We start from the raw sequence: 20,997 nt of genomic DNA, 5'->3' as shown, positions 1-20,997 counted from the left end.
TGTCACTCGGATTTCACGAGGGATGGATTTTCACCATCATGGTTATCAAGTTGTCATGGTTCTATAACCAAGCAGCTAATCCCCCAAATCCTTTATAGAATATGGTTTCTAGCTAACGAATCACACCAGCACCGTTGCAGTCAGCATTTACTAGCCAGCCCTTAGAGGTTTTGTAAAGTCCTCGTCTCACTCGTTTTCCCGACGGTGTCCATCCTTTGGGTTTCTCGCCATGTTTTGGGAGGCTGTCGTCGTCAAGGTAAGACGCTTTACTGGTGTACGCTTCCTCGGTGATTGTTAACTTTATTCCATATTCAAAGGCAAGCTGTTTGAGTCTTTCAATTAACCTTTTTGTGGGGATAACTACGAAGTTTTGATTGCCCCGCTTACCCATATTTAATGAATTTTTCTGACCTTCATTCCACCCAATTATTAAGTTGCCAATCCGTTCGCGTAGCGTCGGCTGTGCCGAATCATTTAGACACCGATTAACAATAAATCGAGCAGCCTTGTTAATGGCATCCCGAATTTGGTTGTTGCGCTTCCGTTGAACTCGATCTAAGTTCGCATCCCAATAAAACTCGGGCTTCCCGGCTTTGTACTTAGCAACTAGCCTAGCATAACCCTGGTTCAAAGACTTGAGCTTTCGACCATCAATAATCAGACTTTTCCCATGGGTCGAAACACCAGTCAGCCAGTTATCACCGCCGTGATCAAAACTCCATGCCTGGGAATAGTCTAGGTTTGGATTCTTTTCTATCGGCTGCTTCCCATCATCGATCACCCAATCGATCCAGAGTTGTCCTAGGTACGGACGGACAGTCACTTCTTTAACCCAATCTGGATCTATAAAGTCTGGTGGCTCTAAGGCAATTTCAGTAAGTAACTCTGCTTTAGACTCTTTGCTAATCGGAGGGTAAAACAAGCCATTTTTATACTTAAGCGGCTGACGAGGAAAAGTGACAGGTGCTAGCCCACCTTTCTTGCGGTACCTGAGTAATTTAGGTTTATCAACTTGACCTTTATAATAGAGACCGACCAACTGGTTGTAACTAGCAATTGATTCGGCTACAGTTTTGAGACTTTGCTGAGCTGATTGAGCCGCCATTGCCTTGTAGTGAGGATTGCTTTTCAGCTCCTTACATAACTCTGGGTACTTAAGTGCGCACTTATAGGTCTTCCAGCCGTATCTTAACTCATCACCGCGCCAATAAGTAGTGAAAGCCTCGGGTTGCTGCTCTAGCCAACTATAATGCTTTTGCTTGGAGTAATATACAGCACAATTCCATAGGCTGTTAGCTTGTTCGCATTGAAACAACCAAAAAGCCTTTTCTTCCTCTAAAAATGTTGCTCTTACTGGAATTGTTTTGTACATTTACTATCACCTCCTTGCTTCTATTATAACTTATTTGAATGGATACGGCGGGTTAAAACCCGTCGCGTCGCGTTTCCACCCCTACGTGCGAAAGAAGGGGCTATCACGCTCCCGGATATTTTGGTATCTTTGATCGTAACTTAAGATGAGAACCTAATAAAGTTACGATCAATCGATCAATTTTAAAGAAAATGGAAAACGATCATAAATCAACGGTGATTATTACAGGGGCCTCGTCGGGAGTTGGTTTGGAAGCCGCCAGAGCTCTTGCCAAAACCTGGGGATGGCATGTGGTGATGGCTTGTCGGAATCTTGATAAAGCTGAAAAAGCTGCCCAACAGGTGGGAATACCAAAAGACAGCTATACAGCGCTATATATTGACTTAGCTAGCTTTGCTAGTGTCCGGCAGTTTGTGAATGCCTTCAGAGCAACCGGCAGAACCCTCGATGCCTTGGTGTGCAATGCTGCCATCTATCTGCCATTATCAAAGGAACCGTTGCGAAATCCCGACGGATATGAATTGAGTGTTGCTACCAATCACCTCGGTCATTTCCTGCTGTGTAATCTGATGCTAGAGGATTTGAAGAATTCATCCTCTTCCCAGCCAAGGCTAGTGATTGTGGGAACTGTTACTGCTAATCCCAAAGAATTGGGAGGAAAGATTCCGATTCCAGCACCTCCAGACCTGGGAGACCTCAAGGGTTTTGAAGAAGGATTCAAACCCCCCATCTCAATGATTAATGGCAAAGCCTTTAAATCTGGAAAAGCTTACAAGGACAGCAAACTCTGTAACATGCTGACCATGCGAGAGCTGCACCAGCGCTATCATGACTCTACCGGAATAGTTTTCAGCTCCCTTTATCCAGGATGTGTTGCTGAAACCGCTCTATTCCGCAACCACTATTCCCTGTTCCAGAAACTATTCCCATTGTTCCAGAAAAACATTACTGGAGGCTATGTGTCCCAGGAATTAGCAGGGGATAGACTAGCAACAGTAGTTGCTGATCCTAACTATAATAAATCCGGTGTTTACTGGAGCTGGGGTAATCGACAAAAAGAAGGTCGTAAGTCCTTTGTTCAAGAAGTTTCTAATGAAGCCATGGATGATACTAAAGCTAAGCGCTTGTGGGAATTGAGCGAAAAGTTAGTTGGACTACGGTGATGTTAAATGTAAGCATTCAGCTGTCAGCATTCAGCTGTCAGCATTCAGCTGTCAGCCTTGGCCTTTGGCCACGCTACGGGAATGGCCTTGGGCTTTTCCCTAGACTTTCAATTCTGATTAATCTCAAACTATTAAATTCTACCTTTTGAGGTTTATGTTAAGCTGTTCGCGTAGCGTGAGCTTTAGCTCACGGCTGACAGCTGACAGCTGAATGCTTACGATGAAAGACATTAAACAACTACTCCAAGCTATCTACTCTAAAGACTTGGAAGAGAAAAAAATTTGGTATTCTTCGGTTGCAGAGGCTTACGACCAGGCCAGACCACGCTATCCTCAGCAACTGATTAACCGTGCCGTGGAGTTAGCCCAACTTCCTTCCGATGCCATCATACTTGAAGTGGGATGCGGTCCGGGGATTGCTACGACAGCATTTGCTGACTTGGGCTTCTCTATGGTTGCTATTGAACCGAGCCAGGAATCTTGCCAGCTAGCGCGACATAACTGTAGCCAATATCCAGATGTAGAACTTATCAATACTACCTTTGAAGAGTTGGAGCTAGAAACTGGGAAATTCCATGCTGTGTTAGCAGCGACTTCTTTTCATTGGGTTTCACAAGAAATCCGGTATCAAAAAGCAGCTGATGCTCTAAAAGACAATGGATTTCTGATTTTGCTATGGAATACGCCTCCTCAACCCAACCATGAGGTTTGCCAACTGTTGAATCAGATCTATCAAACTCACGCTCCCTCTCTGAAACCCTGTGAAGAGATAGAAACTCATCAACGGAACCTCAGCAAAATTGCAGAAACTGTTATTAATTCCGGGAAATTCCAAGACTTAGTATCGGAACAGTTGGTGTGTGACGTTACCTATAGTATTGATAATTATATAGCGCTTTTGAGTACTTTGTCACCTTATATAGCTTTAGACCCAAAGCAGCGAGAGTCTTTGTTTCAAGGGGTGAAGGAAATACTAGAGCTAGAATTGGGCAATAGTCTCGAAACTTCCTATCTCTCTGTTCTTCAGATTGCTAAAAAAATCTAGTCGTCAGCTATCAGCTATCAGCCATCAGCTATCAGCATTCAGCATTCAGCTTATGCGCTATTTGAGGTGCTACGCGAACAGTTATCAGCTTATGGGCTACTTGAGGTGCTACTTGAGGTGCTTTCAGCTTTCAGGCATTGGCCGCGCTACTTGAGGTGGTTTTGAATAAAATAAGCTGACCACTGACCGCTGACCGCTGACGGCTTACGTTTGAATATCAACAATTCCTTTCAAAATCTTACAAATAGTCTCAGATTCCAGCCTTCCTACATATTCGCGAGAATACTCAACGCGCATGATTGGTCGCTCTTGTTCTATGCCTTCAACTTCTGCTCTCAAAAACTTCCAGGTATCAGCGATAGTATAGCAACCAAAAACAGTCTGGATTGGATTTTAATTTTGCTTCGAGTTTAAACAAGCAGCACCGAGGATTTGTCCGTAAAGTTTTAATAAAGGATTTATTGCTTCTGTACCCTTTTGAGCCTCTACTACCAGCAAGTAAGGAGAGGTGACGCGACCAGCAACCGTTTTTACTAGCCCCCCATCAGCAGCGATGCAGCGCGGTCTTGGGGAGGCAGCGCGGTCTTGGGGAGGCAGCGCGGTCTTGGGGAGGCAGCGCGGTCTTGGGGGTCCCCCCCATGAGCGACTGCCGTGGTTTCCCCCATGAGCGACTGCCGTGGTTTCCCCCATGAGCGACTGCCGTGGTTTCCCCCATGAGCGACTGCATCAAGACAATGCCTTCTAGTTTAAACTTAGGGTATTGCGCATCCAGATTAATTTTTGCCCAAGCTTCAGCGATGCAGCGCGGTCTTGGGGAGCCAGTGCGGTCTTGGGGGTTCCCCCGGAGACGAAACCTTAGACAGTTGAGCCTTTATGGTTGTTAGGCTATGCAAAAAAGGGGTAAAACTTATTGATTAAGGCTCAACTGTCTTACGGTAACTATCGGCGTAGCCGACGCTTGGCCGTAGGCCACGCCAAAGGCGAACGCGAACAAACCATGAGCAACTGGCGTGGTTTCCCCCATGAGCGACTGCATCAAGACAATGTCATTTCGTTCTGCTAGGACTATTGACACTCCCCGACCATTAGGTACGGGGATTCTTCTTTCATCCAGCTAACTTATCAGCTAGGTTTTCACCCAACTGACAGAGGTTAATCTGTCCAGAAGCGTTAATTTGGGCGTGCCCCGCCCTATTTAAAATATTAATTGCCGCATTTTCGTCCCGGTCTAAGACGCAACCACAACTACAGACATGAGTTCTAACTGATAGTGATTTTTTAACTAGTTTCCCACAGCTAGAACAATTTTGACTAGTAAAATGTGGTTTAACTGCAACAATTTTACGATCAAATACTTTTCCAAAGTATTCTAACCAAGATTTAAACATTGACCAACTAGCATCAGATATTGATTTAGCTAATTTATGGTTTTTTACCATATTTTTAACCTGTAGGTCTTCAACGGCTACCAAATCGTTAGATTGACATAGCGCCCTTGCAGTTTTAACTACAAAGTCTTTACGCTGCCTTGATACCTTGAGGTGCTGTTTAGCTAATTTTTTCTGAAACTTTTTCCTATTCTTAGAACCTTTTTTACATTTAGATAATTTCCGTTGCAGTTTTTTTAATTTTTTTTCGGACTTTCTTAAATATTTAGGATTATGGCAGGTACCACCATTACTGTCAGTGTAGAATTCTTTAATTCCAACATCCAGGCCAATAGCTTTGCCAGTTGGGTTAGTATTTTCTAGCCTTTCTTGATCAATACAAAATTGAACATAGTAACCATCAACTCTTTTAAGCACTCGAACTCTTTTAATTGATTTTAAAGGATAAAAATGTAAATCCCTTGAACCAACTAATTTAAAACTACCAGCTTTAAACCCATCAGTAAATTTTATAGTTTTCCTATCTGTAGATACTTGATAGCCAGTGGTTTTGTATTCAACTGAGCGACAATTTTTTTTAAATTTAGGAAAACCTTTTTTTCCGGGAATTTGTTTCTTGCAGTTGTCATAAAACCTGGAAATAGATGCCCAAGTTCTTTCAGCGTGAGCTTGTCGAGCCATGCTATTTAATTTTTTAACCCAAGGAAAATTATTATTATCAGCTAATACTTTGCAATATTTGTTAAGGGCAAAACGGTTTATTTTGTCCTCTGGTTTAGCATCCATCCATAAACGCAAACATGAATTTTGAATGAATTGACCAGTCCGAATAGCTTCATCAATTAAATTATATTGATATTGTTTACCTTTGAGCTTAAATTCATAAACTAGCATTGGCTCGAACTATCTGTTAATATATATCTAGTATAGACGCTTATTCTAGAAATGACAACAAAAAAAAAAGAATTAGGGGGATACCCGTACATTATGAATAATTTAAAAAAAGACATACCATTTTTTTTAAATACTATTACTTGGTAAAAAGCCCAAAAGTTATCCAAAAATAAAAAAATCAGTGTATCGGTATTCATTGAATAATTAATTAGAAATCACGGCACTTAAAAGTGCTTACTTACCTTGATACGCCCTCTAAAGATGGGCGGTTTTCGGTTTCGTCAATAATAAGGTGTAAATTCCTCTTGACCAAATCGTCGATTCATTCATCAGATGAATAGAGGGATTAATCAGGCGGGATTCGATTACTTCTAATTGCTGTTTTTCCTCAGTACTCACAGCAATAGAATCAACTTGAGTCCAGGGATAGTTACCAATTCTGCCCTCTTGCAATTCAATTACCGATCGCAGTTCATTTAAGCTAGTAGAGTCAGACCTTATCTGATGCATAATTATTTAGTAGATAGAAATCCAATGTTGTTTTGAAGCACATCGTTTATAAAACTAAAACGATTAATAGTACTATAACGACTCTGAAACGATGGCTATTATCAGTATAATCCACCTCTTGTGAATGTCAAAAAGTAGTTGAGATAAATATGTTTATTGCTGTAATTAACTACTTATAAAATAAGCCGTAAATAGCATTTTAAATAGTTATGATGTCAACAGTATTTTTTACGAATTCCAAAGTTACCTATTCCTTCTTCTGACTTTCCTGTTCCCTACATCGGCAAGAAGTATACTAGATCAGGCATTGGCTAACGAATGTGCCAAAATTAAACTACAGTAAGAACTGACGTAAGCTAAAGCGCGTAATCATACCTGAGGAGTATCACTTGTGCAGTCACAATACAACCCCACCAAGATAGAGGAAAAATGGCAACAAATTTGGGAAGAGCAAGGCTTGTACCAAACCTCCACAGAAACTGACAAGCCGAAATTCTATGCTCTGTCCATGTTCCCCTATCCATCGGGTAACCTGCACATGGGTCATGTCCGTAACTATACAATTACTGATGTGATTGCCAGGAAAAGCCGGATGCAAGGCTATCGCGTACTTCACCCTATGGGTTGGGATGCCTTTGGATTACCGGCAGAAAATGCTGCGATCGCTCGCGGGATTCATCCGGCTAAGTGGACATACCAAAATATTTCCCAAATGCGATCGCAATTAAAGCGCCTGGGACTCTCCTATGACTGGGATTGTGAAGTAACCACTTGCTCGCCGGACTATTACAAGTGGACTCAGTGGATTTTCTTACAGTTCTTCAACGCTGGACTGGCCTACCAGAAAGAAGCAGCAGTGAACTGGGACCCCGTCGATCAGACCGTGCTAGCCAATGAGCAAGTGGATAGTGAAGGACGTTCCTGGCGTTCTGGAGCCAAGGTGGAACGGAAACTGTTGCGTCAGTGGTTCCTTAAAATTACCGATTATGCCGAAGAATTGCTCAAGGACTTGGATACCTTAACCGGTTGGCCAGAACGGGTGAAGCTGATGCAGGCCAACTGGATTGGTAAATCTGTTGGTGCTTATCTAGAATTTCCGATTGTGGGCTTAGATGACGGCTTAGAGGAGAAGATTGGTGTATTCACCACTCGTCCCGATACCGTTTATGGGGTTACCTATGTGGTGCTAGCACCGGAACATCCCTTGACCGCCAAAGTCACTACCCCTGACCAAAAGGCTGCAGTTGAAGCCTTCATTGAGGAAGTCAGTAACCAAAGTGAATTGGAACGGACAGCAGAAGATAAGCCCAAGCGAGGGATTCCCACTGGTGGTAAAGCCATTAATCCCTTCACTGGGGACGAAATCCCAATCTTGATTGCTGACTATGTGCTTTATGAGTATGGTACTGGTGCGGTGATGGGAGTACCAGCTCATGATACCAGAGACTTTAAGTTTGCCCAGGAAAAGCAATTACCCATCAAAGTGGTGATTGTCCCAACTTCAGATGATGTCGAGACAGTTAATGACACTCCTCTAGAAGCGGCTTACACGGAACCGGGCATTGTCGTGAATTCTGACCAATTCAATGGTATGGATTCCGTCAAGGCCAAGACCGGAATTATTGACTATGCTGAACAACAGGGCTGGGGCAAAGCCCGAGTGCAGTATCGCCTCCGAGATTGGTTAATCTCTCGCCAGCGTTACTGGGGTGCCCCGATCCCTGTGATTCATTGTCCTCACTGCGGCGCAGTGCCAGTGCCAGACCAAGACCTGCCAGTAGAATTACCCGAAGATGTAGACTTTAGCGGACGTGGTCTTTCTCCCTTGGCTCAATTAGACAGTTGGGTGAATGTACCTTGTCCCAATTGCGGTACACCAGCGAAACGGGAAACTGATACCATGGATACCTTTATCGATTCCTCCTGGTATTTCTTACGTTATCCCGATGCCAAGAATGACTCCGCTGTGTTTGATTCCAACAAAACCAATGATTGGATGGGAGTGGATCAGTATGTAGGGGGAATCGAACATGCTATTTTGCACTTGCTCTACTCGCGATTCTTTACTAAGGTATTACGCGATCGCGGTTTACTCACCATTGATGAACCGTTCCAACGTCTTCTAACTCAGGGGATGGTGCAGAATACGGCTTACAAAAATACCAAAACCGGTAAATATTTCGCTGTTGTAGATATCGATCCCAATGACCCTAAAGATCCAGAGACTGGGGAACCGTTGGCGGTATTCTATGAAAAAATGTCTAAGTCTAAATACAACGGTGTCGCACCAGAAGATGTAGTAGCTAAATACGGTACCGATACCGCCAGGATGTTTATCTTGTTTAAAGCACCACCAGAAAAAGATTTGGAATGGGATGATGCTGATGTAGAAGGGCAATTCCGTTTCCTTAATCGTGTCTGGCGTTTAGTATCGGATTTCGCCGCTAATGGTAGCACTAAACCTAGCTCGTCTAATGGTGATTTAACTAAACCGGAAAAAGACTTACGACGAGCTATTCACACCGCGATTAAAGAGGTAACTGAGGATTTAGAAGGGGAGTATCAATTTAATACAGCGGTTTCTGAATTGATGAAGCTAAGTAACGGTATTACTGATGCTAAGTGTAAAGACTCCCCGGTCTATAAAGAAGGGATTGAAACCTTGATTACATTACTCGCTCCCTTTGCTCCCCATATTGCTGAAGAACTTTGGCATAGTCTGGGTCATAGCTCTTCAATACACAATCAACCGTGGCGTGAGTACGATCCTGATGCTTTGGTAGCCGATGAAATTACCTTGGTGATTCAAATCAAAGGCAAAACTCGCGGCACTATTCAAGTTCCAGCTAACTCCGATAAGGCAGCTTTAGAAACCTATGCTAGGGAATCTGAGGTAGCACAGCGATATCTAGAGGGTAAGGAGATTAAGAAGGTAATTGTGGTACCTGGTAAATTGGTAAACTTTGTAGTGGTTTGATATAAAAAAAGCGCTGGACGCAGGGGATAGGTAATGGAGCTATCAGCTATCAGCTATCAGCTATCAGCTATCAGCTATCAGCTATTTCCTGCCCTCATCGCTATATATAGCTACAAAACAATCAGGTTCATTTACCACTAACAGTTATGTCTGAACAAAACGCACAAGTCTGTCCTATCTGTGGTGTCAGGATCATACCAGGAGGCCAAGTCGAGGATAAGGTCATCTTTAAAGTCGGACCAGTAGGAACAAGAGCTATCCTTCACCAGCGTGTTTGTCAGCATGTTCAGAAACTAGGCTGCATCAATAAGAATCCTTAGTTAAGCATTCAGCTAATGCGCTACGCCCACGCTACTTGAGGTGCCGTCAGCTATCAGCTTGTGGGTGTTGCTTAATAATGGAATGATTTTAAGAGTTTTTAGGTGCGCTTTCCGGATCTAATTATTAAATTCGCCATGGGTCGCACCTGTAGAATGGGCATATTGGTAGAACTGGCATATTGGTAGAACTGGCATCTTGGTAGAACTGGCATCTTGCCAGTTTCATGCTTATTGTGGGGCGGGCAGGATGCCCACTCTACTAGAATTCAGCGGGCAGGATGCCCACTCTAAGAGTTTTTAGGTGCGCTTTCCGTAGGCGAATTAAATTCGCCACGGGTCGCACCTGTAGAATGGGCATCTTGGTAGAACTGGCATCTTGCCAGTTTCATGCTTATTGTGGGGCGGGCAGGATGCCCACTCTACTGGAATTCAGCGGGCAGGATGCCCACTCTACTGCGATTGATGCCAATATTGTGGGGCGGGCAGGATGCCCACTCTACTGGAATTCAGCGGGCAGGATGCCCACTCTACTGCGATTGATGCCAATATTGTCGGGCGGGCAGGATGCCCACTCTACTGCGATTCATTCGAAGACTGAGGCAACGCCCCATCTGTAGCTCATTAGCTAATAGCTGAATGCTGATAGCTGAATGCTGATAGCTGAATGCTAATTCACTTTGGCAGTCCCTAATTTACCTAGGAAGTTGCGCACCAGTAAGGTTAGCATTATCAAGGTTAGCGTTAGTCAAATCAGCGTTAATAAAATTAGCGTTAGTGAGGTTAGCCCCACTCAAATCAGCACCATTGAGGTTGGCCTTGAAAAAGGTGGTGTTACTGAGGTCAGCACCCCTAAAGGAACTACCACTAAGGTCAGCACTGATGAAATTTGCCCACACTACGCTAGCACCACTGAAATCGGCGCGACTCATGTTGGCCCCTGTGGCGTAGGCTGAATCTAAGTTGGCATTGCGGAAGGTTGCCCCTGTGCCATCAATAACTCTCATTGCTGCACTTTCGAGCATGGCATCAGAAAGGTTAGCGCCACTGAGATTGGCTCCCTGGAGGTTAGCATATCTCAGGTCTGCTTCCCTCAAATCAGCTCTGGCTAGGTCAGAATTTACCAGGTCACAGCTTCGACATTCCTTAGTTTGCAGGAGTTGTAGATACTGCTCGCGCTGTTCAGCATTGATAGGAGCGATTAACCCTAAGGAGGCTAGCAGTACACTAATTCCTAAGATTCTGAATTTCATAATTTCTGGCGTTATCTTATTTTGCCTGTATTATGGCAGCGAAGTTCAAGAAATACCCAATATTTCTACTGTGATCACTAATTTCCCCTGGGCGATCGCATTGATAAACTAACGCGCTTCAGTTTTTCATTTACTTCCATTACTCGCACCTTGACCACCTGTCCCACTTTGACTATCTGTTTGGGATCCTCTACAAACCGGTCAGCTAGTTGGGAGATATGCACTAACCCATCTTGATGCACGCCGATATCTACGAAGGCTCCAAAGTTTACCACATTGGTGACAATTCCTTCTAATTCCATCCCTGGACTAAGGTCTTTGAGTTCATTTACTCCTTCTTTGAAGGTGGCGTACTTAAACTCAGCCCTGGGGTCTCGTCCTGGCTTTTCCAATTCCTGGATAATATCCTCTAGGGTTGGTAAGCCGATGGTATCTGTGACGTAACGGTTCAACTCTACTGACTTGAACCGTTCTGCTCCTTGGTTAATCTTGGCTAGAGGTAACTGCAAATCCGACGCGATCGCTTTCACTACGGGATAACTCTCTGGATGCACAGCTGTGTTATCCAACGGATTATCCCCGTTGCGAATCCTTAGGAATCCTGCTGACTGCTCGAAGGCTTTTGGCCCTAACTTTGGTACCTTAAGGATTTCCCTACGGTTCCTGAATGCACCTTGCTGATTGCGATAGCTCACAATGTTATTAGCAATAGTCGGGGTAATCCCAGATACAAAGGTTAGCAGTTGAGCGGATGCAGTATTTAAATCTACTCCTACATAGTTTACACAACTTTCCACGGTGTCATCAAGTTTCTTCTTGAGCAATTTTTGATCAACATCGTGTTGGTACTGTCCCACACCAATGGATTTAGGGTCAATCTTGACCAACTCGGCTAAGGGGTCTTGTAACCGTCTGCCAATACTAATCGCTCCCCTGACTGTGACATCTAAATCCGGAAACTCCTCTCGTGCTAAGTCACTGGCGGAATAAATCGATGCCCCAGATTCATTCACCATTACTTTTATCGGTTTGCGCTCCATGGTTTTGAGTACTTCCGAGATAAACTCGTCTGTCTCACGAGACGCTGTACCGTTACCAATGGCAATTAGCTCGATCTGGTAGGTTTCAATTAAATGCTTAATGGTTTTAGCAGCTTGTTCCCGCTTTTGGCTGCCTTGATGGGGAAACACTGGTTGGTATGTGATGTATTTAGCTGTCTCATCCAGGATAGCCACTTTACAACCGGTGCGGAAGCCTGGATCTATGGCTAAAGTTGGCTTCATTCCTGCTGGAGGAGATAACAACAGTTCTCGGAGATTGGCTTCAAAGGTTTTAATGGACTCTGCATCAGCATAGGCTTTGCGATCGCTACGTACTTCCGTAGTTAGGGAGGTTTTCATCAGCCGATTAAACCCATCTTTGAGCATGGTCTGGTAAAACTCTCGCAGTAGGGTAGCTTTCGTGTAGATTTCTTCAGACTCTAGGTAGGACATCACATAGTCTTCATCAAAAGAGAGTTCCAGCTTTAGGACTCCCTCCGCTTCACCCCTGAGCAGGGCTAACATATTATGTGGCGCTACAGATTTCACGGGGATTTGGAACTCCCGGTACATTTCAAACTTAGTGGTACCTTCGGGATAATCCTTTTTAATCCGAGAGACGAATACTCCCGATTTCATGAAATAATCCCGCAAATACGCTCGTAAGTCGGCTTTTTCCGCTACAGCTTCCGCTAAAATATCAGAGGCACCTTGAAGAACGTCCTCTACCGTATTGAGCTTATGGTCTGGGGAAATGTATTTAGCCGCTTCTTCAGATAAGGATACTGATTTAACCTCCGGATTGTTCATCGACTCAATCCAGTCCGCTAAGGGTTCAAGTCCTTTCTCCCTGGCCATGGTTGCCCGAGTGCGTCGTTTGGGTTTATAGGGCAGGTAAAGGTCTTCTAATTCAGTCTTTTGCTGGCAAGCTTCGATCTTAGCCTTTAGTTCATCGGTGAGCTTACCCGCAGATGCGATCGCATTCAGGATTACTGACTTCCGTTGCTCAAGTTCCGTTAGATAAGTATGGCGCTCAGCTATCGTGCGTAGCTGAACTTCATCGAGAGAACCAGTCACCTCTTTACGGTAGCGAGCTATAAACGGAATAGTTGCCCCTTCAGCAAATAAAGACAGGGCATTCTCGATTTGAGTCGCACTTAATGACAGTTCTTGGGCTAAGATTTGAGAAAAAGTGGTCATGTTACCAGGAAAAGGGGAAATTTAAATAGCAAATTAAAAACGGTATAACCATTAATAATTAACTATTAGCACTTCCATTCACAACTAACAATTATTAAAAAAAATGGTTTCTAGCCCTGAAGTAATCAAACCTACCCTAACTCCAGGTAGTCTCCGTCGAGTCCATCATATTGCTCTGAATGTGAAGGATATCCAAGCATCGCGCCACTTTTATGGTACATTGCTAGGTTTACATGAACTAACTGGTGAAGAAGTGCCCAGTACTTTGCGATCGCTAGTCGAAGCCGGAAAAGTCACTAACTTCGTCACCCCAGATGGCATTGTGGTGGATTTGTTTTCCGAGCCAGAGCTATCACCACCGGATCCAGACCCCCATCGTGGCTTTACTCGGGTCAATCATCTCGCCTTTGATATCGATCCTCAGTTATTTGACCAAGCCGTAGAAGTCCTAAAACAAAATCAAATTCCCATCGATCATGGTCCAGTAACTCGTCCTACTGGCAGAGGTATCTATTTTTATGACCCCGATGGATTTATCGTTGAAATTCGCTGCGATGCGATTGAATGAAACGTAAGCAGTCAGCTATCAGCGGTCAGCCGTCAGCGGTCAGCCGTCAGCGGTCAGCGGTCAGCCGTCAGCCGTCAGCTTTGGCCAAAGCCTGATGGCTGCTAGGACCTCAAGTAGCGTGGGCGTAGCCCATAAGCTGATAGCTGATGGCTGATAACTGATAACTGATAAAACCTCAAGTAGCGTGGGCGTAGCCCATAAGCTGATAGCTGATGGCTGATAACTGATAGCTGATAGCTGATAGCTGATAGCTGTTCGCGTAGCGTGCGCGTAGCGCTTAAGCTAATAGCTGATAGCTTTAAAATTTATAACGTAAAGACCGCTGCTTTTTTTCAAAATACTGTTGATGATAGTCATCAGCTAAATAATAGTCCGAAGCTGGCTTAATTTCGGTAACAATATCCTTATCAAACTTACCAGAAACTTGCAGCTTTTGTTTTGACAGTCTTGCCAGCACTTCTTGTTCCTGATTGTGGAAAAATATCACCGATCGATACTGTTCTCCTCGATCAGGACCTTGGCGGTTCAATGTCGTAGGGTCATGGATAGACCAAAACAGGTCAAGTAATTGTTCATAGCTGACTTTTTCCGGGTCATACTCCACCTGTGCCACTTCCGCGTGACCGGTTATTCTTGATAATACATCCAGATAGCATGGGTTAGGAAAATGTCCTCCCATATAACCAACAGAAGTTGAGACTACTCCCTTCACTTTCCGAAATGCTGCTTCTACTCCCCAGAAACAACCACCACCAAATGTCGCTTTTTCCATCATTGTTACGTAGTTAAACAGTAAATTTTGCGTAGGGTGCGTTAGGGAAGGGCTCGCCTTAATTTTTAGCCTCTTCAGCAGTATTGGAAAAGCCCGTCCCGTAACGCACCACCGGGTTAAACAGCAGTTGTGAGGAATCGGGAATCGGGAAAAAATAATGTGTATATTATAGCAATTCGATATCCCACAAGGTACAAATTGATCCCCCTAAATCCCCCTTAATAAGGGGGACTTTGAGGTTTATAAGCGTACCTCATAACTGCGAAAACGCTATATTAGACTACAAAACGCTATCTGATATTTGTTCGCGTAGCGTGTGCGTAGCACATAAGTTTTTCGCGTAGCGCTTAAGCTGCTAACTTACATTTTTACATCTCAAATATATCACCTATAGTCAATTATTTTATTTGTAAAAATATATTGCGATTTTAAAAATAGCCTTGATTTTTTTCGAGATATTAGTAATAATAAAAATGTCTGATATTTCGATAAGATTTCTGGACAAAAAGCCGCGCTTCTCGCATGCAGGCCAAAGCGCGGCTTTACCCCCAGTCACAAGCTATGTGTGAGGTAATTCTATGATGCCAAAAAAACGGTCAGTAGATCATCTGGTTCACTGTCAGCGAGCCCTAGACCGGCTTGCCCAAATTGCCGAGAGCCCATCCACACGCCCAGATTCAATGCCTCGTGCCATCACTGAGCGAGAGGAAATCTTGATCTACCTATACAGCAACTACCGACTGTCCATGACTCCCCAGGCGTTTTACGGCAAATGGCAAGTGAATCAAGACCACATAGGTCAAATCTGCTGCCGCTCAACTTACGCGGTTAATAGCTGGCTGGCCCAAGGTGCTCGCTATAAAACTCCTAGTGCTGATTCCTTATACCATCTGGCTTTAATGGATTTTGTTTTGGAGAATTTCGAGGCAATTCCTAAGGAGTTGTTGAATCGACTTTGCTCTAATGTTGAATAAGGTTGAAGGTTGAAAAAGGTTGAAGGTTGAAGGTTGAAGGTTGAATGTTGAATGTTGAATGGTGAATGGTGAATTTAGAATTTAGAATGGTGAATTTAGAATGGTGAATTTAGAATTTAGAATTTAGAATGGTGAATTAAAAATTAGACCTCTTGCATCTCATCAACCTTGATGAAGACAAGGCAAAAGGTATAAATTTTGATTTAAGCACCTAAACAAAATTAATTTGCTACTACCAATCTCTGTAACCCTTACAGTGTAAGGCTTTGAGTTTTTAAAAATGTGTAATTAATTTTGTGCACCTGCTTATATACATTCTAAATTCTTAATTCTACATTCTAAATTATTAATTTTCCATTCTAAATTCTAAATTCTATATTCTATATTCTATATTCTAAATTCTACATTCTAAATTCTACATTCTAAATTCTATATTCTAAATTCTACATTCTAAATTCTACATTCTAAATTCTACATTCTAAATTCTATATTCTATATTCCCTAGCCTATTTGCGTCATTTCATTGAAAGTGAATTCCTCAACCGCGCCATCAGTTGCAGCCATGTAATCCTTCAGGTGCTGGGCACCCATATGCTTCTGCCACAGTTCACGGGATTCCCAATTTTCAAAAAACATAAAGTGAGCTGGATTTTCATTGTTCTGATGCAAATCGTATTGCAAGCAGCCCTCTTCAGCACGAGTGATGTCGATCAACTTTTTAAGCTCAGTCTTTACCAGATCAATTTTGTCATCTTTAGCTGTGATATGAGCAACAAGAGTCAATTTAGCCATGTTTTTGTTTCCTTCGTTTTCGTTAAAAATTGAAAATCTGATGGCGATAACTTACCACCCTTGACTATGCTGTCTTAGTTAAAGCCGTCGAGCACATTTTTGCCAATGGCACGACCGCTCTCTTGGTGCGAATGAGCCGTCTTGAGGGTTTCCACACTGATTTTCCCGAGATTGTTGGTCACAGTGGAAATTAGGGTACCATCGTCAATAAGCTCCGAGACCCGATTCAGCAATTCATGCTGTTTTGCGATGTCCTCCGTTTGAAACATCGACCGAGTAAACATGAACTCCCAGCTGAAGGATAGGGCTTTGGTTTTTATCAATGAGATGTCCAGGGATTGAGGGTCATCAATTATTGCAATATGACCGCGAGGCTTGATCAGCTCGATGATGCCAGGAAAATGTCCGTCTGATCCTGAAAGGGAAGCAACGTAGCGGGGTTCGAGTCCCAATTCCTTGATTTGATCAACAAGGGACTGGCGGTGATTGATCACATGGTCGGCACCCATCTTTTGAACCCACTCGATGGTTTCCGGACGAGATGCAGTGGCGATCGCGGTCAACCCGGTGAGTTTCTTGGCAAGTTGAATCAGGATTGATCCAACACCTCCCGCACCACCGATAATCAGTATACTCTCGCCCTTGCCTTCTCCTTCTTTGACCCCGAGGCAGTCGAACAGGATTTCCCAGGCAGTAATGGAGGTGAGTGGAAAACCAGCTGCTTCCGCAAAGCCCAGGGATTTCGGCTTTTTCCCAACAATCCGCTCATCAACGGCATGGAGCTCGGAGTTGGTGCCCGGTCGAGTGATATCACCGGCATAAAAGACTTCATCACCAACTTTAAATTTACTGACATCGCTGCCAACTTGTCGAACAACACCTGCGGCATCATACCCAATGACCTTGGTGCCCTTTTCCGGTGCCATCTTGGCGCGCACTTTCACGTCCACAGGATTGACCGAAATTCCCCGAACCTCCACCAACAGGTCGTGTGGCTCTAATTCCGGCGTTTCGGTTTCAAATTCGATCAGCGCGTCTGGTGCAGTGATTGGTCCAGGCTGATTATAGCCTATGGCTTTCATATCTTGGTTTTCCTTTTTTGATCAATGCCGCCGATTCGATTCTATAGCAGTTTTTAAGCACCTAAACAAAATTAATTTCCTACTACCAATCTCTGTAAGCCTTACACTGTAAGGGTTTGATTGTTTGAAAATGGGTAATTAATTTTGTGCACCTGCTTAGTTTGGTGAGATATAGCGCTACGCGCAAATCAGAAGTCAGAAGTCAGAAGTCAGCTATGACTAAGTTTCGGAGTTTACGAATGTCAAACACCTTAATGCGTTGTGCTATACACAAATTTTTATAAGGTGTAATATATTGTTTGGTTAAATGTAGGCAAGCACATCAATCTAACTGCCGCACTGCCCACCCTAAATCAACTGTCCATGACCCCCCAGGCTTTTTACGGAAAATGGCAAGTCAATCAAGCAGATATCGGTAAGATTGCCTCCCGCTAAACATTTGGCGAGACATTACTTTAAAACTAGGTAAATTTTCTATAAAATGCTGTATAAGTAGAGACAGGATGTGCTAGCTTTATCAAAAATGATATCTACGTTTTGCATGACCTCAGAGCAGGAACCAATACCCCACAGACCAGTTGGTAAGCCAACTCAAGTTCCAACACAGGCACCCATTAGACCAAAAACAAGATTTGGGAAGGTTATTTATCAACTCCTTATCAATATTTGGGACCCCTTAGACCTAGTTGGTAAAGCCTTAATAGGTGACCTCTGGCGAGATGTCTATTTGACAATTCAGGATGCCATTGGTCTTGGCATCCTATACGTTATTTTTGGCTGGATATTTCAGTCGATAACTAAAGAAAATTTTACAGGCTTTGATCAATGTGTGGGTACCTGGAACGTTTGGGAAGTAAACCGCTACTTCTGCCTTGTTGTTGTCCTGCTAGCTTTTAGCTCCTGTATTACCTTATGTGGTCGAATTCTCAAACGCCTCTTAAAAGACCTGATTAATCTATGAGGGGATAGATAGGTTAGCGAGTATGTCTCCAGTTAAACGCGAAGAAATGAGTCTCTACGAAGAAGCTAAAGCTGGTCTGAGTTCTCTGTTTTGGCAAATAGCCCAAGTCTTTACTAGTTTACTAGTAATCTTTTTGTTCGCTGGTGGCCACCCTGCCGGTTGGTTAGTCACTACCTGTTTTATCGTCGGTATTGTATTTGTTTTTTGGAGAGAAAACAAGCGAACTAAGGATGAATTAGGTGAACATAAACAAATATCTAAGGGCGAGTATGAATCAAAGCAATTTGTGACTTTAAATTCTAGCCACAAGCAAAGGAAACCTAATGAAGTTCAGAGAAAAGATGTAGCTGCACTAAAATCTGTAAAGTTGGGGGGTGGATTTGTTGTTGCTGATAGAGTCCATGCTCATCAAATTGGTGGTGACATCCATAATCATTATAATTATGTTCCGAATCAGTCACCAACCTTAACTCGCCAAGAATACCGCAACCGTCAGGCATTACTCGCTAAAGTCAAGAACTATTGGATTAAAGGCGTTCTGGAAAAATCCCTCCATAACCAGGTACTAATTGAATTGGGATTAGAGGAGAGACCAGATGCCATTACTAATCCTTGGAGTGAAATTATCGAAATCGGTGAAAACTCACCTCAACCGCTCTCTGAAGGAACTAAAGTAATTGATGTTTTTGACCAAATTGGTACAGGAAGAACCCTACTAATTTTAGGAGACCCAGGGTCAGGAAAAACTACAACCTTACTGGAACTTGCCCGGAATTTAATCGATCGTGCTGAACAAGACACTGATCAGCTAATTCCCGTAGTCTTTAACCTCTCCTCTTGGGCAAAGAAACGGCAGGCGATAGCCGATTGGTTAGTAGAGGAACTGAACACTATATATCAAGTTCCCAAGAAAATTAGACAAGCTTGGGTAAAGAACCAGCAACTACTACCATTACTTGATGGTTTGGATGAAGTAAAGGCAGACTATCGAGACGAATGTATCCTAGCGTTGAACCGATTCAAGAAAGATTATGGTGCCGAGTTGGTAGTGTGTAGTCGGATTAAAGACTATGAAGCTCTTTCTAACCGTCTCAATTTTCAGAAAGCAGTTTATCTAAGAGTGCTTAGTTTAGCACAAATATATGATTACTTGAATCTTGTCGGGGCTGATTTAACGGGATTGAGGACATTAATTGAAAAGGATAAAGAATGGAAAAAGTTAGCAAATTCGCCCTTAATGCTCAATATTATGACCCTAGCTTATCAGGGAGTAGCAGTTGAGGATTTGCCTAGAACTGAGGTAGTGGAGGAATGGCGCAGGCAGCTTTTTGATGCATATATCGAGAAAATGTTTAAGCGTCGGAAGACTAATCAACGATACAATAAAGCGCAAGTAAAGCGTTGGTTAATTTGGATGGATCAGAGGATGGTTGAGGAGTCGCAAACAGTATTTTTAATTGAAAACATGCAGCCATATTGGTTAGTAAATAGAAAGCAAAAACAAACTTATAGACTGATGGTCGGGCTGATGATCGGGCTGATGGTTGGGCTGATGTCAGGGCTGATATTAGGGCTGATATTAGGGCTGGTGCCAGGGCTGATATTAGGGCTGATATTAGGGCTGGTGGCAGGGCTGAAGGAAGGATCAAAGGAAGAAATCAAAACAGTTGAAATACTTCAATTTAATTGGAAAAAAATCTTGATTAACCTGTTGATGTTTGGGCTGATGTTTGGGCTGATGGGAGGGCTGATGACCGGGCTGATAGGAGGGCTGATAGGAGGGCTGATGTTCGGGCTAGAAAGTTCAGAAATTCAAACAAAAACAAATCCAAATCAAGGAATTTGGAAATCAGCTTGTAATGCTATAACTTTATTACTGATGGTCGGGCTAATGGTCGGGTTGATCCCAGGGCTGATGGCAGGGCTAACGGAAGGGCGAACGGAAGGGCCAACGGAAGAGCTGATGGCAGGGCTGATGGCAGGGCTAACGGAAGGGCTAACGGAAGGGTTAATGGGAGGGTTAATGTTAGGGCTGATATTCGGGCTGATCGGAGGCATGGTAAATGGTGGTATGGCGAGCATCCAACACTTCTTCCTCCGCCTTGTCCTCTACTTCAACAATTGCATCCCTTGGAACTATGCCCGCTTCCTGGACTATGCCACTGATCGCATCTTCCTACAAAAAGTAGGAGGCGGCTACATCTTTATTCACCGGATGTTGATGGAACACTTTGCCGAGATGGAGCCTGAGAATTAAGAATTAAGAATTAAGAATTGAGAATAAAGTAAGGGAAAGCGATCGCCCGTTATCGTATTTCAGTACTCAGGCTTAACTGAATGTGATCAAGGTTTAACCAGGGGAGTAAATTTAAGTTCCATAGCATAACCAGCACTACCTGCTAATTTGGCAAGGGTTTGCAATTTGGGAACTTGTTTTCCCGATTCAATTCTTGCTAATTGAGATTGCTTCATACCTAAGCGCTCAGCAAATTCTCTTTGAGTTAGACCAGTAGCAGCTCTGAGGGCAATAACCTGACTAGCAATATTAAACTCAAATTCTAAAGCTTCATACTCGGCTTTAACTTCTGGATTTGCCAGAACTTGGGAGCGAATATCATCCCACTTAATTGTCTTTGCACTCATTTTTTATTCCTCCTATTTTGGTAATTATAGCGTTTCTAGGATTTAT

General features: G+C 43.4%; 20 protein-coding genes. 10 read left to right on the top strand and 10 right to left on the bottom strand.

The features are described 5' to 3' along the window. Window positions 1–112: 112 nt before the first annotated feature. A complete protein-coding gene (locus F6K63_RS24490; protein WP_287313334.1) occupies window positions 113–1,372 on the bottom strand; it encodes an RNA-guided endonuclease InsQ/TnpB family protein in 1,260 nt (419 codons plus the stop codon). A gap of 191 nt (window positions 1,373–1,563) precedes the next feature. Here F6K63_RS24490 and F6K63_RS24485 point away from each other — a divergent pair, with 191 nt between their 5' ends. Both F6K63_RS24485 and F6K63_RS24480 read left to right on the top strand, forming a co-directional pair. Next, on the top strand, window positions 1,564–2,535 hold the full coding sequence (locus F6K63_RS24485; protein ID WP_071106247.1) for a protochlorophyllide reductase: 972 nt from the start codon (window positions 1,564–1,566) through the stop codon (window positions 2,533–2,535). Window positions 2,536–2,755: 220 nt separating this feature from the next. Next, the gene (locus F6K63_RS24480; RefSeq protein WP_502708350.1) at window positions 2,756–3,580 is read left to right on the top strand and encodes a class I SAM-dependent methyltransferase; all 825 of its coding nucleotides are present in this window, start codon (window positions 2,756–2,758) and stop codon (window positions 3,578–3,580) included. 393 nt (window positions 3,581–3,973) lie between these two features. On the opposite strand, the gene F6K63_RS24475 is transcribed toward F6K63_RS24480, so the two are convergent. Next, window positions 3,974–4,270, bottom strand: a complete 297-nt coding sequence (locus tag F6K63_RS24475) for a hypothetical protein (RefSeq protein WP_271968917.1) — start codon at window positions 4,268–4,270, stop codon at window positions 3,974–3,976. A gap of 220 nt (window positions 4,271–4,490) precedes the next feature. On the opposite strand from F6K63_RS24475, the gene F6K63_RS24470 reads away from it, so the two are divergent. Then, window positions 4,491–4,643: a hypothetical protein gene (locus tag F6K63_RS24470; RefSeq protein ID WP_158026703.1), complete on the top strand. Its 153-nt coding sequence runs from the start codon at window positions 4,491–4,493 to the stop codon at window positions 4,641–4,643. A 43-nt stretch (window positions 4,644–4,686) separates the two neighbouring features. Here the strand turns inward: F6K63_RS24470 and F6K63_RS24465 are convergent, their stop codons facing one another. Continuing rightward, a complete protein-coding gene (locus F6K63_RS24465; protein WP_071106245.1) occupies window positions 4,687–5,862 on the bottom strand; it encodes an RNA-guided endonuclease InsQ/TnpB family protein in 1,176 nt (391 codons plus the stop codon). Between the two features lie 255 nt (window positions 5,863–6,117). Then, window positions 6,118–6,372: a hypothetical protein gene (locus tag F6K63_RS24460; RefSeq protein ID WP_287313332.1), complete on the bottom strand. Its 255-nt coding sequence runs from the start codon at window positions 6,370–6,372 to the stop codon at window positions 6,118–6,120. Between the two features lie 391 nt (window positions 6,373–6,763). On the opposite strand from F6K63_RS24460, the gene leuS reads away from it, so the two are divergent. From leuS to F6K63_RS24445, 3 genes are all read left to right on the top strand, one after another. After that, window positions 6,764–9,349: a leucine--tRNA ligase gene (leuS, locus tag F6K63_RS24455; protein ID WP_287313331.1), complete on the top strand. Its 2,586-nt coding sequence runs from the start codon at window positions 6,764–6,766 to the stop codon at window positions 9,347–9,349. A gap of 146 nt (window positions 9,350–9,495) precedes the next feature. Beyond that, complete coding sequence (locus F6K63_RS24450; protein WP_287313330.1) at window positions 9,496–9,669, top strand: hypothetical protein; 174 nt, start codon at window positions 9,496–9,498, stop codon at window positions 9,667–9,669. Window positions 9,670–9,947: 278 nt separating this feature from the next. After that, entirely contained in the window at window positions 9,948–10,286 is a 339-nt protein-coding gene (locus F6K63_RS24445) for a hypothetical protein (RefSeq protein WP_287313329.1), read from the top strand. A 75-nt stretch (window positions 10,287–10,361) separates the two neighbouring features. Here F6K63_RS24445 and F6K63_RS24440 read toward each other — a convergent pair whose 3' ends face one another. Both F6K63_RS24440 and F6K63_RS24435 read right to left on the bottom strand, forming a co-directional pair. Further along, entirely contained in the window at window positions 10,362–10,919 is a 558-nt protein-coding gene (locus tag F6K63_RS24440) for a pentapeptide repeat-containing protein (protein WP_287313328.1), read from the bottom strand. A gap of 77 nt (window positions 10,920–10,996) precedes the next feature. Further along, window positions 10,997–13,159, bottom strand: a complete 2,163-nt coding sequence (locus F6K63_RS24435) for a Tex family protein (protein ID WP_287313327.1) — start codon at window positions 13,157–13,159, stop codon at window positions 10,997–10,999. A 103-nt stretch (window positions 13,160–13,262) separates the two neighbouring features. On the opposite strand from F6K63_RS24435, the gene F6K63_RS24430 reads away from it, so the two are divergent. Then, the gene (locus F6K63_RS24430; RefSeq protein WP_287313326.1) at window positions 13,263–13,727 is read left to right on the top strand and encodes a VOC family protein; all 465 of its coding nucleotides are present in this window, start codon (window positions 13,263–13,265) and stop codon (window positions 13,725–13,727) included. A 298-nt stretch (window positions 13,728–14,025) separates the two neighbouring features. On the opposite strand, the gene msrA is transcribed toward F6K63_RS24430, so the two are convergent. Then, entirely contained in the window at window positions 14,026–14,499 is a 474-nt protein-coding gene (gene msrA / locus F6K63_RS24425) for a peptide-methionine (S)-S-oxide reductase MsrA (RefSeq protein ID WP_287313336.1), read from the bottom strand. 578 nt (window positions 14,500–15,077) lie between these two features. Here msrA and F6K63_RS24420 point away from each other — a divergent pair. Beyond that, window positions 15,078–15,473: a hypothetical protein gene (locus F6K63_RS24420; RefSeq protein WP_287313325.1), complete on the top strand. Its 396-nt coding sequence runs from the start codon at window positions 15,078–15,080 to the stop codon at window positions 15,471–15,473. A gap of 501 nt (window positions 15,474–15,974) precedes the next feature. On the opposite strand, the gene F6K63_RS24415 is transcribed toward F6K63_RS24420, so the two are convergent. Together F6K63_RS24415 and F6K63_RS24410 are read right to left on the bottom strand one after the other, a co-directional pair. Continuing rightward, a complete protein-coding gene (locus tag F6K63_RS24415; protein ID WP_287313324.1) occupies window positions 15,975–16,265 on the bottom strand; it encodes a putative quinol monooxygenase in 291 nt (96 codons plus the stop codon). 74 nt (window positions 16,266–16,339) lie between these two features. Next, window positions 16,340–17,347 carry a zinc-binding alcohol dehydrogenase family protein gene (locus F6K63_RS24410; RefSeq protein WP_287313323.1) on the bottom strand — a complete coding sequence of 336 codons (1,008 nt, stop codon included), beginning with the start codon at window positions 17,345–17,347 and terminating at the stop codon, window positions 16,340–16,342. Between the two features lie 523 nt (window positions 17,348–17,870). On the opposite strand from F6K63_RS24410, the gene F6K63_RS24405 reads away from it, so the two are divergent. After that, window positions 17,871–18,308 (top strand): hypothetical protein, encoded by a 438-nt coding sequence (locus tag F6K63_RS24405; RefSeq protein WP_287313322.1) that lies wholly within the window; start codon window positions 17,871–17,873, stop codon window positions 18,306–18,308. 22 nt (window positions 18,309–18,330) lie between these two features. Further along, on the top strand, window positions 18,331–20,565 hold the full coding sequence (locus tag F6K63_RS24400; protein ID WP_287313321.1) for an NACHT domain-containing protein: 2,235 nt from the start codon (window positions 18,331–18,333) through the stop codon (window positions 20,563–20,565). Between the two features lie 86 nt (window positions 20,566–20,651). On the opposite strand, the gene F6K63_RS24395 is transcribed toward F6K63_RS24400, so the two are convergent. After that, the gene (locus tag F6K63_RS24395) at window positions 20,652–20,951 is read right to left on the bottom strand and encodes a helix-turn-helix domain-containing protein (RefSeq protein WP_287313320.1); all 300 of its coding nucleotides are present in this window, start codon (window positions 20,949–20,951) and stop codon (window positions 20,652–20,654) included. Window positions 20,952–20,997 lie beyond the last annotated feature (46 nt).

The sequence above is a fragment of the Moorena sp. SIO1G6 genome, from assembly GCF_010672795.1.
GTDB lineage: Bacteria > Cyanobacteriota > Cyanobacteriia > Cyanobacteriales > Coleofasciculaceae > Moorena > Moorena producens.
The sequence above is the reverse complement of the archived record's forward strand: the minus strand, read 5'-3'. Positions and strand labels throughout refer to the sequence as shown.